At 45.0% G+C, this 14128-nt stretch carries 12 protein-coding genes; 8 read left to right on the top strand and 4 right to left on the bottom strand.

Annotated elements, in window-relative coordinates; genetic code table 11:
- Positions 1-20 precede the first annotated feature (20 nt).
- The 3 genes from M2134_RS08550 to nhaA all read left to right on the top strand — a co-directional run bounded on the left by M2134_RS08550 (position 21) and on the right by nhaA (position 2335).
- Entirely contained in the window at positions 21-242 is a 222-nt protein-coding gene (locus M2134_RS08550; RefSeq protein WP_280750854.1) for a hypothetical protein, read from the top strand.
- Positions 243-255: 13 nt separating this feature from the next.
- Positions 256-852, top strand: a complete 597-nt coding sequence (locus M2134_RS08545; protein WP_280750855.1) for a YigZ family protein — start codon at positions 256-258, stop codon at positions 850-852.
- A gap of 133 nt (positions 853-985) precedes the next feature.
- Positions 986-2335 carry a Na+/H+ antiporter NhaA gene (nhaA, locus tag M2134_RS08540; protein ID WP_280750856.1) on the top strand — a complete coding sequence of 450 codons (1350 nt, stop codon included), beginning with the start codon at positions 986-988 and terminating at the stop codon, positions 2333-2335.
- Between the two features lie 36 nt (positions 2336-2371).
- On the opposite strand, the gene M2134_RS08535 is transcribed toward nhaA, so the two are convergent.
- The 3 genes from M2134_RS08535 to glyA form a co-directional block, all read right to left on the bottom strand.
- Positions 2372-3493 (bottom strand): hybrid sensor histidine kinase/response regulator, encoded by a 1122-nt coding sequence (locus M2134_RS08535; protein ID WP_280750857.1) that lies wholly within the window; start codon positions 3491-3493, stop codon positions 2372-2374.
- A 90-nt stretch (positions 3494-3583) separates the two neighbouring features.
- Positions 3584-3946 carry a response regulator gene (locus M2134_RS08530; protein WP_280750858.1) on the bottom strand — a complete coding sequence of 121 codons (363 nt, stop codon included), beginning with the start codon at positions 3944-3946 and terminating at the stop codon, positions 3584-3586.
- Positions 3947-4111: 165 nt separating this feature from the next.
- Positions 4112-5392 (bottom strand): serine hydroxymethyltransferase, encoded by a 1281-nt coding sequence (glyA, locus tag M2134_RS08525; RefSeq protein ID WP_280750859.1) that lies wholly within the window; start codon positions 5390-5392, stop codon positions 4112-4114.
- Positions 5393-5578: 186 nt separating this feature from the next.
- On the opposite strand from glyA, the gene M2134_RS08520 reads away from it, so the two are divergent.
- A complete protein-coding gene (locus M2134_RS08520; protein WP_280750860.1) occupies positions 5579-7228 on the top strand; it encodes a hypothetical protein in 1650 nt (549 codons plus the stop codon).
- Here the strand turns inward: M2134_RS08520 and M2134_RS08515 are convergent.
- Complete coding sequence (locus M2134_RS08515; RefSeq protein WP_280750861.1) at positions 7210-8565, bottom strand: dipeptidase; 1356 nt, start codon at positions 8563-8565, stop codon at positions 7210-7212. The two genes, M2134_RS08520 and M2134_RS08515, sit on opposite strands and share 19 nt — an antisense overlap.
- Before the next feature lie 251 nt (positions 8566-8816).
- On the opposite strand from M2134_RS08515, the gene M2134_RS08510 reads away from it, so the two are divergent.
- The 4 genes from M2134_RS08510 (at position 8817) to M2134_RS08495 (ending at position 14126) form a co-directional block, all read left to right on the top strand.
- Entirely contained in the window at positions 8817-10601 is a 1785-nt protein-coding gene (locus M2134_RS08510) for an ATP-binding protein (RefSeq protein WP_280750862.1), read from the top strand.
- Between the two features lie 162 nt (positions 10602-10763).
- On the top strand, positions 10764-11687 hold the full coding sequence (locus M2134_RS08505; protein WP_280750863.1) for an AraC family transcriptional regulator: 924 nt from the start codon (positions 10764-10766) through the stop codon (positions 11685-11687).
- Positions 11688-11832: 145 nt separating this feature from the next.
- Complete coding sequence (locus M2134_RS08500; RefSeq protein ID WP_280750864.1) at positions 11833-13323, top strand: DUF5687 family protein; 1491 nt, start codon at positions 11833-11835, stop codon at positions 13321-13323.
- A gap of 92 nt (positions 13324-13415) precedes the next feature.
- On the top strand, positions 13416-14126 hold the full coding sequence (locus tag M2134_RS08495; RefSeq protein WP_280750865.1) for an ABC transporter ATP-binding protein: 711 nt from the start codon (positions 13416-13418) through the stop codon (positions 14124-14126).
- The last annotated feature ends 2 nt before the right edge of the window (positions 14127-14128 follow it).

The following is a 14128-nucleotide window of genomic DNA, read 5'->3' as shown; positions in this document are numbered from 1 at the left end:
AAATCAAGAGACATAAGAAGATGAAGAATCCTATCCAGATGATCAAACAATGTTTTGAGAAAGATGAACCCTATTTTGTGTTGCGTGGACAAGACCGATGTGCGCTTGCTGCCATTGAAGCCTATTACAACGCTGTCAAAGAGGAGGTGAAAGACCCCTATTTTATCGAAGAGATTGAAGAGATTATGAAGGATTTTCGCGCCTATCTCGAAGAAGAGGAAAGGACAAAAATACCTGATTAACACCCTATACACCATGATAGACAGCTACAGAACGATAAAGAACCCGTCGGAAGGCTTTTACTCGGAGAAACGAAGCCGCTTCCTTGCGTTTGCTATTCCTGTTCGCACGGTGGAGGAGGTAAAAGCAGAAGTAGACAAATACCGCAAACAATATTACGACTCCCGCCATGTGTGCTGGGCGTATATGCTGGGGGCGGAGCGAAATGTCTTTCGTTCCAACGACGACGGGGAGCCCTCTTCTACGGCCGGAAAGCCTATCTTAGGGCAAATCAATTCCAACGAATTAACTGACATACTGATTATTGTTGTTCGCTACTTCGGTGGCGTAGAGCTGGGCACCAGCGGCCTGATTGTTGCCTATCGCACGGCTGCCGCCGACGCCATTGCTCAGGCAGAGATAGAAGAACGCACGGTGGATGTCGACATAACGATCGCTTTTGAATATCCTTACTTGAATGGCATTATGCGCGTCGTGAAAGAAGACAATCCGACAATCGTCTCCCAGCGTTTTGAAATGGATTGCGAAATGACCCTGCGCATCCGCAAAAGCGAAGTCGAACGATTGACAAACCGCCTGTTAAAAGTAGACTCCGCCTACCTGAAAGAATAAAATGGTCAGCAGCAAGGAATTTATGGTCGATTTTGCATTTCGGGTTGCCATCCTTTCCTTGAAAACGAGTATCTTTGAAATCGAAAGCACAGGTGACTTATTCGCCCATTATATACTTATTCTAATTTGACTTATGGAACGTAACATTCGAGTTATTCTTAAACCTCTTCGTCGCTTTGCCACCCAAAAGCCAAATGCCAGTGTACTCCTTTTTGTCGCTACAATCGTGGCGATGGTATTGGCCAATTCGCCTTGGGCGCATGCCTATCATGAGTTACTCTCATTCCCCATTCAGGTACAATTAGGAAGAATAACCCTCTTCACGCATCATGGCGAGCCCATGAGTATGTTGGAGTTTGTCAACGACGCCCTGATGGCTGTCTTCTTTTTCATGATTGGATTGGAGATCAAACAGGAGATACTGATCGGCGAACTAAGTTCCATACGCAAATCGATCCTGCCGGTGGTGGCTGCCTGCGGCGGTATGATTGTTCCGGTCTTATTTTACATCTTGGTATGCCATAAAGCCCCTGAGATACGAGGCGCCGCTATTCCCATGGCTACCGATATCGCCTTTGCCCTGGCTGTATTAGGGGCATTAGGCAAGCGGGTACCACTTAGCATGCGGATCTTCCTGACCGCGCTGGCGGTGGTCGACGATATAGGAGGTATTTTAGTGATCGCGATCTTCTATAGCTCTCACATCAGCTTCCAGGCCTTACTGATCTCTTTTGCGCTCTTATTTGTATTATATATAGCAGGAAGGATGAAGGTACATCAGAATATATTCTATTATTTTATGGGATTCCTGGTTTGGATGTTCTTCTTAGAGTCAGGAGTACATGCCACCATCGCCGGGGTATTGGTCGCTTTCACCATCCCGGCTCAGCCCAAGATCAACCTGAAACGTTTCTCAAGCAATATGGCCGGTTACTTGGAAATGCTCGACTTCACAGAGGTCAAGCACTCTCGGAATTGCGAAGTCCTCTCTCCTACTCAGATTCATGTGTTGAATAATATACACTCGATTGCCAACCGGACCATCAGTCCGCTGCAAAGCATTGCCGACAAATTGCATCCATTGGTGAACTACCTTATTCTTCCACTGTTTGCATTCGTCAACGCGGGAGTAACCTTTGGTGACATCTCACCGGCTACCCTACTCAATGTACCATTGGCTGTATTTTTTGGTTTGTTTGTAGGGAAAACGATTGGTATATTCAGTTTCTCTTACGCCTTTGTCAAATTGAAACTGGCTGCTATGCCACTGGGCATGAACAAACAGACATTGTTTGGGGTATCGATGTTGGGAGGTGTTGGCTTTACGGTGGCACTCTTTATTGCCAACCTATCGTTCGACGTAACCACCACGGCAGGCATGGATCTACTGAACCAGGCGAAGCTGGGTGTCTTCGCCGGATCATTCATCTCCGGGATATGCGGATTTCTTTACCTAAAGAAGAAACTTCCTAAAGGGGAATAAAGCGTTGAAGCTTCAAATAAGATTAAAAACCAGTTCTTAATCTTCCTGATTCAACGCTTTCATAGAGAAGTGGAAAGTAGTACCCTTGTTCTCTTCTGATTCAAACCAGAGCTCTCCATCGTGTAATTCGACAAAGTCTTTGGTCAACATCAGTCCTAAACCGGATCCTTTCTCATTGCCCGTACCGTAGGTAGTGAAGTGGGTATTCTGCTTAAGCAGTTTGCTTTGATCTTCTTTCTTAATACCAACTCCGGTATCCTTCACGCTTACAATTACGTAATCGCCCTCTGAGCGTGAGCTAATGGTAATCGTACCGCCTTCCAGGCTATACTTAAGCGCGTTTGAAATAAGATTGCGAACAACTGTCTTCAACATATCGATATCTACCGAACCGGCCAGTTTGCTATCCAATCCTTCAAGTACGATGGATACACCTTTCTGTTTGGCCATAGCGACATAGATATCAGAGGTGCTGGCAATAATACTATTGATATCGATCTGCTGACGGTAGAGCGTCTGACGTTTCAGTCTGTTCTTCGCCCATTTCAATAGGTTATCGAGCAACAGGAACACCTCTTCCGATGTTTTATTGATCATCTGAAGCATCTCGTACACTTCGGAGCCGACTGTTTTCTTGTCGACCATCAGCAATACGGCATTGATCATCATCTTCAATGACCCAAGCGGGGAGCGAAGGTCATGCGCGATAACGGAATAGAGCGTATCACGCGATTCGATCGTGTTTTCCAGTTCCAGCTTGATCCGCTTAATGCTAAACAGTTCGAAGCGATGGGCTACACGCTTGAGCAACTCTTCCCGTTGAAACGGTTTGGTCACATATTCAATGGCACCCAGTTGGTATCCCTTCACGATGCTCTGCATATCGCTAAGCGCTGACATGATGATCACAGGAATATCATTCGTCTCCGGATTACTTTTCAAGTGCTGTAACACCTCATAGCCATCCATTTCAGGCATCATAATATCCAATAGTATAAGATGAGGATGTTGCTCTTCCGCAATTTCCAACGCTTTCGGGCCATTGTCACAAGTCAAAATGGTATATCCTTCTTTTTTAAGGATTGCTTGAACCAACATTACATTGGTTGGCACATCATCAACGACTAAGACTTTGTAATCTGATGCTAAATTATCCATAAAGGCTATAGTGCTATTCTAAAGTTTTAATTCACAAATGTATAAATTAATGTTGACATGGGAGTCTTTTTTTTGTTTTTTCTTCCCGCATCAACTTAATGTACGCTTCACTCTGATTTTGAGTTCTTCCGGATTAAACGGTTTCAATATAAAATCAGCGGCACCGTTCTCAAACAAACGGATCCGGGTTTCACTGTCATCCACGTTTGAAAGGATAAAAACAGGAATACGTTGAAACATATCGTTTTCTTTCAGGTAAACCAGGAATTCCTCCCCGGTCATTTCCGGCATATTGATATCCGAGACAATCAGATCCGGTGTGTTTCCACTGGTAAGCCAGGCAATAGCAATCAATGGGTTCTCTACATATTTTATCTCATACTCACAGAGATACAAGGCTATTATCTTAGCTATTTCTGGTTTGTCATCTACTAACAAAATAGACTTTTTCATGAAATCCTCTTTAATTAAACTCAGGCAAATCGTAAATAGTTACAAATATATTCAAAAAAAACAGGAAGGCAAACACCTGGCTTGTCATAAAAATCAAAAGACAGGACAAATACTACTAAGAGTATTCGTCCCGCCTCATTATCTCATTGGCTGTGCTGACCGGGTTTACCAGGCAAACAGCGGATATTCCTTCATAATGCTGTTCACTTTCTCACGCACTGCCGCGATCGTCGCGTCAGATTCCGGAGCTGAAAGCACCTTATCCATCAATTCCACAACCTCCTGCATCAGCGGCTCCTTAGCACCACGGGTGGTGATAGCCGGCGTACCCACACGGATACCGGATGTCTGGAAAGCCGAACGGCTGTCGAACGGAACCATATTCTTGTTCACTGTAATATCGGCGGCCACCAGGGCTTTTTCCGCTACCTTTCCGGTCAGTTCCGGGAATTTGGTGCGCAAGTCGATCAGCATGCTATGATTATCGGTACCATCAGAAATAATCTTATATCCTTTATCGATGAAGGCCTGTGCCAACGCTGCCGCGTTCTTTTTCACCTGAGCTTGGTAAGTTTTGTATTCCGGTTCCAAGGCTTCGCCAAAGGCAACCGCTTTAGCTGCGATCACATGTTCCAGCGGTCCTCCCTGAATACCCGGGAATACAGCCGAATCCAGCAACTGAGACATCATCTTGATCTCACCCTTCGGTGTTTTCTTTCCCCAAGGATTTTCAAAGTCTTTCCCTAACAAGATGATACCACCGCGCGGACCACGCAAAGTCTTATGCGTTGTAGAGGTCACAATATGTGCATATTCCAACGGATTATTCAACAGTCCGGCAGCTACCAATCCAGCGGGATGCGCCATATCGACCATCAACAGAGCACCTACCTTATCGGCAATTTCACGCATACGTTTGTAATCCCAATCACGTGAATAGGCCGATCCACCGCCCACGATCACTTTCGGTTTCTCGCGCAGAGCCACCTCTTCCATTTGATCGTAATCGACACGTCCGGTATCTTCCTTCACGTTATATTCCGTAGCACGGTAGAGAATACCTGAACTATTCACAGGAGACCCATGGGAAAGATGTCCGCCATGAGAAAGGTTCAGGCCAAGGAATGTATCACCCGGATTCATCACTGCCAGAAAAACAGCGGCATTCGCCTGCGCCCCGGAGTGAGGCTGCACGTTTGCCCATTCGGCATTGAATAATTTCTTCAGACGTTCGATAGCCAGTGTTTCGCTTTGGTCTACTACTTCACACCCGCCATAATAACGTTTCCCGGGATATCCTTCCGCATACTTGTTGGTTAACACGCTCCCCATGGCTTCCATGACCTGGTCGCTCACGAAGTTTTCTGAAGCAATCAATTCGATACCTTTTAGTTGGCGTTGCTTCTCTTTCTCAATAATCTCGAAAATCACAGTGTCTCTTTTCATTACCTTAATATTGGTTATTGGACTAATGAGTTCTTGCTATCCAAGCAAGAAACGCTACAAATTTACAATATATTTCCATACATTTCTTTCACAAATGGAAGTTTCAAGACACAAAAGACACAAACGCACGCCTCATTGAGGGATTTGGCGGATATATTCGTATAGTATAGCATAAAGAATAAAAATATGAAGAATAGATTGTTTATCATTTTCTGCCTGACAGGAATAGCTTGGGGCTGTTTACAGGGCCAGACACAGACAAGCGTGTCGATTGACAGGAACGAATTATCCCGAAACCGTGTTTATCAATGGGAGACAGACATAAACTGCCTGCCGGGCGAAAACGAAGAAAATACCAGACGCGCCTTTCTATGGATTCCGCCCGGTTGTGAGCAACTGAAAGGCCTGATTGTGTGTGGGCATAACTATATTGAAGAGGGTATTTTGGAAGATCCTTTGTTTCGGGAGGCGATGACCCGGCTCGATTTTGGTGAGATCTGGATCACGCCGGGTATTGATCCGGGCGGAGTATTCGATGTCAGAACGGGCGCACAGGATTCTTTCGACGAAGCCATCCATGAATTAGCCGATATCTCTGGTTATGATGAGATCCGCTATGCGCCGGTGGTCATGCTCAGCCATTCGGCACAAGCCTCGCAGCCTTGGAATTTCGCAGCATGGAATCCGGAACGCACCTTGGCTGTGATCTCGTTTCATGGCGATTCTCCCCGTTCGACCTACCTTTGTTGTAACCATTTCAATCCGGATTGGGAGGATCGGACTATCGACGGCATACCCAGCCTGATCTGTATTGGCGAAGAGGAGTGGAACGAGTTTCGTGTGGAAGACTCTTTCCGCTTTATGAAGCAATATCCCGGCAGCCTTGTCTCGTTGTTATGTAATGCCGGACGCGGACATAGCGATTTTAGCCAGGAGGATCTGAGATACCTTATCCGTTTCATCGAAAAAGCGGTTCAATACCGGATGCCCGCCCAGTGGGACGGTCAATCGGAAATGGCTCTAACAAAGCTTCGACGCGAAGAAGGGTGGCTGGCAGATCGTTGGCATAAAAACCAATTGCCGTCGGCCAGAACAGATAGCTACGGAGGCTATCCCGGCAACCGGGAGTATGCCTATTGGTATTTTGACGAAGAGATGGCGCGCTGGACAGAAAGCATCTATACCCGGGAAAGAAATAAGAAAAAACAATACATAACCCTGATGCAAGATGGGCGGATACTAAAACCCCACGAGCGTTTGGCATTTGTGACCGACGGCCACACCATGGATATTCAGGCCAAAGTGGTCTTTACCGATTCGACCTACACCCGTTTGTCCGACGCACATTCCATCGAACCGGTTCGAATAAAGCGGATTGCCGGACCTGTTCATATCATCAATGACTCGACCTTCCGGTTCAGCCATTACCGACCGGGCACGTCGCATAATCGCGCTATGACCATAGGGTTGTTTGCTTTTGCAGAATCGGATATCTTCTACGGACATGCCGTACGCGAAATCTCCTGGAGAATGCCCGTCAGACTAACGGAAGGCAAACCCCAGGAGATCAAATTTCCGGAAATAGCCGATGTGGCAATCGGTACTCCTTTTATTCAGTTAAAAGCGACCTCAAACAGAAAGCTACCGGTGCAGTATTACGTCCGAAGCGGTCCTGCCTATATAGAGGGCGACAGGCTTATATTCACCGAACTGCCTCCAAAAGCAAAACTACCGGTTAAAATCACGGTGGTAGCCTGGCAATATGGCAGCATGGTCGATCCCCTTATACAAACAGCTTTACCGGTAGAGAGAAGCTTTTATTTGTATTCCCGATAGAATTCGGCAACTGCTTCGATGCCTTGGTAAAAGAAATCCAGGCGGCAGCTCTCGTTCGGTGAATGGATAGCATTCTGCTCCAAGCCAAATCCCATCAGGATGGTTTTCAGACCTAACACCTTTTCGAAGGTAGAGATAATAGGAATACTTCCACCCCGTCGTACCGCCAAAGGCTTTTTGCCGAAAGCGATACCGACGGCCTTCTCGGCTATCTGATAGGCCGGCATGTCGATTGGGCATACATAACCCTGTCCGCCATGCGTAGGACGCACCTTCACCTTCACATAATCGGGAGTAACCCGGTTCATATAGGCTTCAAACAGGTCGGATATCTTTTGGTAATCCTGATGGGGTACCAGGCGGCAGGATACTTTCGCATAGGCTTTCGAAGGCAGGACAGTCTTGCTTCCTTCTCCGGTGTAGCCCCCCCAGATACCGCAAAGATCAAAGGTCGGGCGACAGCTATTCCTTTCGAGTGTGGAATAACCCTTTTCACCAAAGAGGGCTTTCACATCGATCGCCGCTTTATATTTCTCCTCGTCGAAGGGTATCTGCGCAATCATCTCCCGCTCTGCTGGCGACAGGTCTTCCACATCGTCGTAGAAACCGGGGATGGTGATGCGTCCGTCGCTATCGACAATATCAGCCATCAATTTGCATAAGACATTAATCGGATTGGCTACTGCCCCGCCGAAATGACCCGAATGCAGGTCGCGGTTCGGACCGGTCACCTCCACCTCCCAATAAGCCAGGCCACGGAGACCAGTAGTCAACGACGGCGTCTCGGCACTGACCATGCTGGTATCGGAAACAAGGATAATGTCGGCTTTCAACAGTTCTTTGTTTTCTTGACAGAAATCTTCCAAACTGGGCGAACCGATCTCCTCTTCCCCTTCAAAAATAAACTTCACATTGCATTGCAACAAACCCTCACGAAGGGCGGTTTCAAACCCTTTCACCTGGATCATTCCCTGCCCTTTGTCGTCGTCGGCTCCACGCGCCCAGATACGTCCATCCCGGATCTCCGGCTCAAACGGATCACTTTGCCAGAGATCCAACGGCTCTGCCGGCATCACATCATAATGGGCATAAACAAGCACCGTCGGTGCATCCTTCGACACGAATTTCTCTCCGTATACCACCGGATGACCTTTTGTTGGCATAACAACCGCTTTGTCGGCACCCGAAGAGAGCAAGACCTCCGTCCAACGACGGGCGCAAGCCTCCATATCAGGACGATGCTCCTGTTTGGCACTAATGGAAGGAATACGAATTAATGAAAATAATTCTTCCAGAAAACGTTCTTTGTTAGATTCGATGTACGTTTTTACAGACATGGTATTTTTATTATTTGGTTATTAAACAGGTAACAAACTTACATAAAAACATGATTATAAATGATACAAATCAAAACAATTCTTCTACCTTTGTGATATTAGACCCTAAATTACAACGGATGGATGCGCTACAGTTTTTTTCAGTTCCTGACAATAACCCCGGCTTGCTAAAAGAATACTTTCAAAAAGTAACTGCTATTTTATCCAATAATCATATTGGTTTGTGGGAATGTGATATGGAGAATGCATGCATGAAATATCTAAATGATTTCCTGCATGTACTGAAACTTGATAAAATCGGATTGCAATATGATAATCTGACCAAGTTAGAAGATTATGTACACCCGGAAGACCTACCAAAACTCTGGGAAGTATTTCATTTAGCCCGGACACAAAAAGGGAAAAACCAGACAATCAGATACCGCGCCATAGGCCCTCAAGGTGAAGTCATGTGGATGGAAGATCATTTCTATGCCATCATTGAAGAGGAAGGCGACACAAGGGAAAAAATCATCGGTTATACGGTTAATATAGAAAAAATCCTGGAAGAAGAGATACGGGCCAACCAATTGGCACTTCTTTCCAAGGCCATGAACGAAGCTCAGCCCGGCTTTATCTTCGTGTTTGATGATAAATTCTTCCTCAGAGAGGTGTTTATGCCAGACAGCATGAAGCTACTCCATAGCATGAAAGAGTTGATTGGCATGGATGGGCGACATATCTACTCACCCGAGGTAAGCGAACTGATCATACATAACATTCACGGTTGTCTGGAAGACGGACAACTGCGCGAATTAGAATATCCTGTCGACCTGAACAACCTTCGTTTCTACTACCAGGCACGTATCGTGCCCTATAAAGAGAATATGGTACTGGCCATGATTCAGGACATTAGTGACCGTATCCGTCGGATAGAAGAATTGGTGGAAGTACGCAAACAGGAAGAAACGAACAAAATGAAATCGACCTTCCTGGCCAATATGAGCCATGAAATACGCACGCCACTCAACGCGATCGTTGGTTTCTCAGAGATATTGGCAGCAGAAGATGATCCTGAAAACCGAGAGGAATTTATCAGTATCATACGAAAGAATAGCGACCTCTTGCTTCAGATCATCAACGACATCTTGGATATATCTCGCATCGAATCGGGGAAAATAGAGATCAATGTGCGGGAGACGGATATTAACGCACTTATTAAAGAAGTAGCAGAGGTTCATCAGTTGAAAATGAAACGGGAAGTTGAATTCATCGTCATGATGCCAACGGAACCGGTTCGCACCTATTCCGATCCAAACAGAATAAAACAGGTATTATACAATTTCCTTTCCAACGCCATAAAACATACTGCAGAAGGACATATCACCCTACGTCTGGAAGTTGAAAAAGATGAGATTCACTTCTATGTTACAGACTCGGGGGCTGGTATTCCGGAAGACAAAATGCCCTACCTGTTCCAGCGATTCGAAAAGCTGAATAGCTTTATACAAGGCACCGGCTTGGGCTTGGTCATTTCAAAAAATTTAGTCGAGCACATGGGTGGGCGGATTAGCGCCACCTCCGTCTTCCGGGAAGGCAGTACTTTCACCTTTTCGCTGCCCATATATAGCTCCGCGCAAGAAGCAACGACAGCGATCTCGAATCAGACCATCGCCAACAAGAAATCGAACTCCGATGATTCGGGAAAGAAAAGAATTGTGGTGCTTGAACCGGACGACCAGGATTTCAATACGCTCAATGATATGCTTGGCAGCGATTACTCCCTATCGCAAACGAGAACAAAAAGCGAAACGATCGACCTATATGTATCTGAAAAGCCCGATCTTTTCCTATTAGACATCTCCAATCCGGACAACGAAGGCGTGGAAACGATAAAAAGGATCCGAGCCTTTTCCATCAACATTCCCATCATTGCCATGGCGACACATGGGAATTACATTGATCAGGAGCATGCGTTCAAAGCAGGTTGCAACGATGTGGTGTTAAAGCCTTTTACCACCTCCCGCTTGCAAGACGCTATCGTGGCATACATTTAGGAGTCCTCTCCCTCCTACTCGGGCTGAATACATTCACCCCTCTTATCAAAAGATAATGGCCAGTTGTCAAACAATTTTGGTCGGACTGTTTTGCACATAGTATATTTGCTATGTGATTATCATTTTCAAGGCATAAAGAAGACGGTTAATAAAGTAAAAGAGATGGAAAAGGAGATGTATTTAGGTCAAAAAGATATCGTAGAACAGGGAAATTCATTTGCCTCTTATGAGAACGTATTAGGCATGTTGGAAGTAGACAAAAACTTCTCTCCCGAAAATATCAAAAAAGTTGAAAACCTGGGGAAAGAAACAGATATGATCACCCTGTTTTGGTTGGAACAAGGCAGTTGTTCCTTATCCATAAACAACAAGCTCATAGCGATGGAAACGCATACCTGTTGTTTTGTCTCTTCTTTAAGCGATTTGCAAATCAACACCTACACTTCGGATTTCAACGCCCGGGTATTGATTGTCAAAAAGAGCTTTATGGATGAATGTTTACCGAACAAGAACATACGTTCTTTCTATAATCGTTTGTTCATCAAACTATGGATCAAAATCACCCTCACCCAGGAAGAGAGCGAGTTGATCAACCAAAGTTTCCATATACTGAAACACAAAATAAACGAACAAAAGGATTCTTCTTTCTACAAAGAATTCATTTATGTCAGTTTCAAATCATTCATGTTCGACCTGACACATATCCTCAACAGCCGGGAAGAGAATAACACATTAACATTCAGCCGCAAGGAAGAGCTGTTTATTCAATTCATGGATCTGTTATTGGAACATTATAAAGAGGAACACGAAGTAGGGTTTTATGCCGAAAAACTATTCGTTTCCCCTCAATACCTTACGTTGATTATCAAAAAACTGACCGGAAAAACAACCAATAAGTGGATAGACGATACCTTGCTGATGGAGGCACGCAAATTGTTAAAGACAACACAAGAGCCCGTTCAGCAAATCGCTTATCGGCTTAACTTCTCCGATCAGTCCACATTCGGTAAGTTTTTTAAGAAATACTTGGGCATGTCTCCCTTGGAATACCGCCGGTTGGAACATGCACCTGCCGTAGCCATTTAACCGTACCATACAAGCCAATCTATACTTTTTTATTTGACAGAGAGGAAAAAATGACTTTTTCCTCTCTTTTTTTGTACTAATTTGTAAGAAAATGTGTTTGTTTGCGACTGATTTAAAGAAATAGTAAAGCAAACAAATCAAATCAATGTTAGAAAAAGAACTTCAAAGCCATCAGTGGAAGGCTTTCAGACGACACTCCATGTTCGAGCGCAACATGGGAGTGAAAGTATTTATGTTCATTATCTTCGGAATTCTGGGGCTTCAACTGATGTCGGTTGGCTTCCTGCTTGAAAAGATATTATTGGATGTCGGTGCATATACCTATGCCATCGACACCTTCAATCATATTCTTTTCCCGCTGTTCCTCTTCGATTTCATATTGAAGTACACTATGAAGCAGAGCAATTCCATGCAGATAGCTCCTTATCTCACACTGCCTATCAAGCGAAACAAACTATTCAACTTCCTGTTGATAAAAGAGTTTTCCAACGTCTGGAACCTCTATTGGTTCTTCCTGGTGATTCCTTTCGGACTGAAAGCAATCACGCCCTATTTCGGATTCCTTTCGGCCGTATTGTATATCCTTTTCTTCTATCTATTGTGTGTAGGCAATAGCCTACTGGTCAATATGGTAAACCAGCTACAGAAGATAAGCGGATGGCTCTACTACCTTCCTTTCCTGGTAGTGGTCGGTCTGTTTGCCTTAACCATTCCGGCCTGGTCACCCATTGGCGAGTTTACGGTAAAGATGGGCGAATGGGTATTGGCAAAGAATCCGTTCGTCTGGCTGGCCGAGATAGCCATTCTGTTTGTGCTGTGGAAAATGAACCAACGCTTTATGCGCCAGGAGGTATACCGTGAATTACAAGGCAAGAAGGTGAAGGATGCCACCACCTTTAGCGGATTCTCATTCCTCGATAAACTGGGCGAAAAGGGTGAGTTTATTCAGACAGAGATCAAGATGATCTTTCGTTCCAAGCGCTTGAAACAGCAGATGTATATGATGGGCTTCTTCTTTGTCTTCTACTTTATTATGCTCTTTAGCGCGGATTCACAGATTAACCGGATCTACTTCTCTAAGCTCTTCTTCACCCTTTTCTTAGTTGGATTCCTGGGATTGATTATGTCGCAATACATGTTCACCTCCGAATCCTCTTTCTTCGACGGATTAATGGTGCGCAAGCACTCAATCCTCAACCTATTGAAAGGAAAATACATATTCTACAGCGCCAGCTCTGTATTAACCTTGTTGATTCTTATGGTTCCCGTATTTATGGGCAAGCTCGATTTCTTTTTTCTTATCTCGGTGTTTTTCTATTCCGTCGGCTTCCTCTATTTCCTGATGTTTCAGAATGCGGTATATAACAAAAGTTACTTCGACCTTTTCGACGGAGGGGCCATGAACTGGAAAGGCACCTCGGGCAATATGCTGGTTGTAACCATGCTGGGTATGTTCCTCCCGGTAATCATCGCGATGATCATTGCCGGGATCTTCAATGAAGCAATTGCCAACTATTATATGCTGGGCATGGGATTGCTTTTCACCATCACGGCAAAATCCTGGCTTCGCTGGACATACAACCGCTTTCTGAAACGGAAACACATTAATATGGAAGGGTTTCGGAGCAACGCTTAAGGAGTAAGAAGTTAAGAAGTCAAGAAGCAAGAAGTTAAGAAGCAAGAAGCAATTAATTATCAATTATCAACTATCAATTATCAATTAAAAAAATGGACATTACAATAAAAGATCTGAGCAAACGATTCGGCGACAAAGTAGCCATCGATATTCCTGAGTTAACCATCGCGGAAGGTACCTTATTGGGACTGGTAGGCAATAACGGAGCCGGAAAAACAACCCTATTCCGTCTTATCCTGGATCTGTTGAAGGCCGATAGCGGGTATGTATTGAGTAAAGGTGTTGATGTCACCAAAAGCGAAGACTGGAAAGGCTATACCGGTTCTTTCCTGGACAACCGTTTCCTGATCGATTTCCTCACACCCGAAGAGTATTTCTACTTCGTGGGACAGGCCTATCAGTTGAACAAAGAGGAGGTAAACGAGCGATTAGCCCCATTCGGCCGCTTTATGAACAGTGAAATACTGGGACAAAAGAAGTATATCCGCAATTTCTCAGCAGGTAATAAACAAAAGATCGGCATCATGGCTGCTATGATGATCCGTCCGCAACTGTTGATACTCGACGAGCCATTCAACTTCCTCGACCCCTCTTCCCAGATGGAGATACGCGATATGATCCGGCAGATGAACGAAACGGAGAAGACGACGATCCTTATTTCAAGCCATAACCTAAACTACACCACTGATATATCCAATCGGGTGGTATTGCTTGAAAGCGGAAAGATCGTGAAAGACATGGACAATTCGCCGGCAGCCATTGCCGAACTCAATGCCTATTTTCTGGAAAAAAGCATCGAATAGAC

The sequence above is a fragment of the Parabacteroides sp. PM6-13 genome (assembly GCF_029892605.1).
GTDB lineage: Bacteria > Bacteroidota > Bacteroidia > Bacteroidales > Tannerellaceae > QVMG01.
The sequence above is the reverse complement of the archived record's forward strand: the minus strand, read 5'-3'. Positions and strand labels throughout refer to the sequence as shown.

Bases quoted from the DNA above. Each gene is read 5' to 3' on its own strand.
- glyA (WP_280750859.1), bottom strand. From the start codon at position 5,392: ATGAAAAGAGACACTGTGATTTTCGAGATTATTGAGAAAGAGAAGCAA.
- M2134_RS08510 (WP_280750862.1), top strand. From the start codon at position 8,817: ATGAAATATCTAAATGATTTCCTGCATGTACTGAAACTTGATAAAATC.
- M2134_RS08500 (WP_280750864.1), top strand. From the start codon at position 11,833: ATGTTAGAAAAAGAACTTCAAAGCCATCAGTGGAAGGCTTTCAGACGA.
- M2134_RS08545 (WP_280750855.1), top strand. From the start codon at position 256: ATGATAGACAGCTACAGAACGATAAAGAACCCGTCGGAAGGCTTTTAC.
- nhaA (WP_280750856.1), top strand. From the start codon at position 986: ATGGAACGTAACATTCGAGTTATTCTTAAACCTCTTCGTCGCTTTGCC.
- M2134_RS08515 (WP_280750861.1), bottom strand. From the start codon at position 8,565: ATGTCTGTAAAAACGTACATCGAATCTAACAAAGAACGTTTTCTGGAA.
- M2134_RS08550 (WP_280750854.1), top strand. From the start codon at position 21: ATGAAGAATCCTATCCAGATGATCAAACAATGTTTTGAGAAAGATGAA.
- M2134_RS08520 (WP_280750860.1), top strand. From the start codon at position 5,579: ATGAAGAATAGATTGTTTATCATTTTCTGCCTGACAGGAATAGCTTGG.
- M2134_RS08495 (WP_280750865.1), top strand. From the start codon at position 13,416: ATGGACATTACAATAAAAGATCTGAGCAAACGATTCGGCGACAAAGTA.
- M2134_RS08535 (WP_280750857.1), bottom strand. From the start codon at position 3,493: ATGGATAATTTAGCATCAGATTACAAAGTCTTAGTCGTTGATGATGTG.
- M2134_RS08505 (WP_280750863.1), top strand. From the start codon at position 10,764: ATGGAAAAGGAGATGTATTTAGGTCAAAAAGATATCGTAGAACAGGGA.
- M2134_RS08530 (WP_280750858.1), bottom strand. From the start codon at position 3,946: ATGAAAAAGTCTATTTTGTTAGTAGATGACAAACCAGAAATAGCTAAG.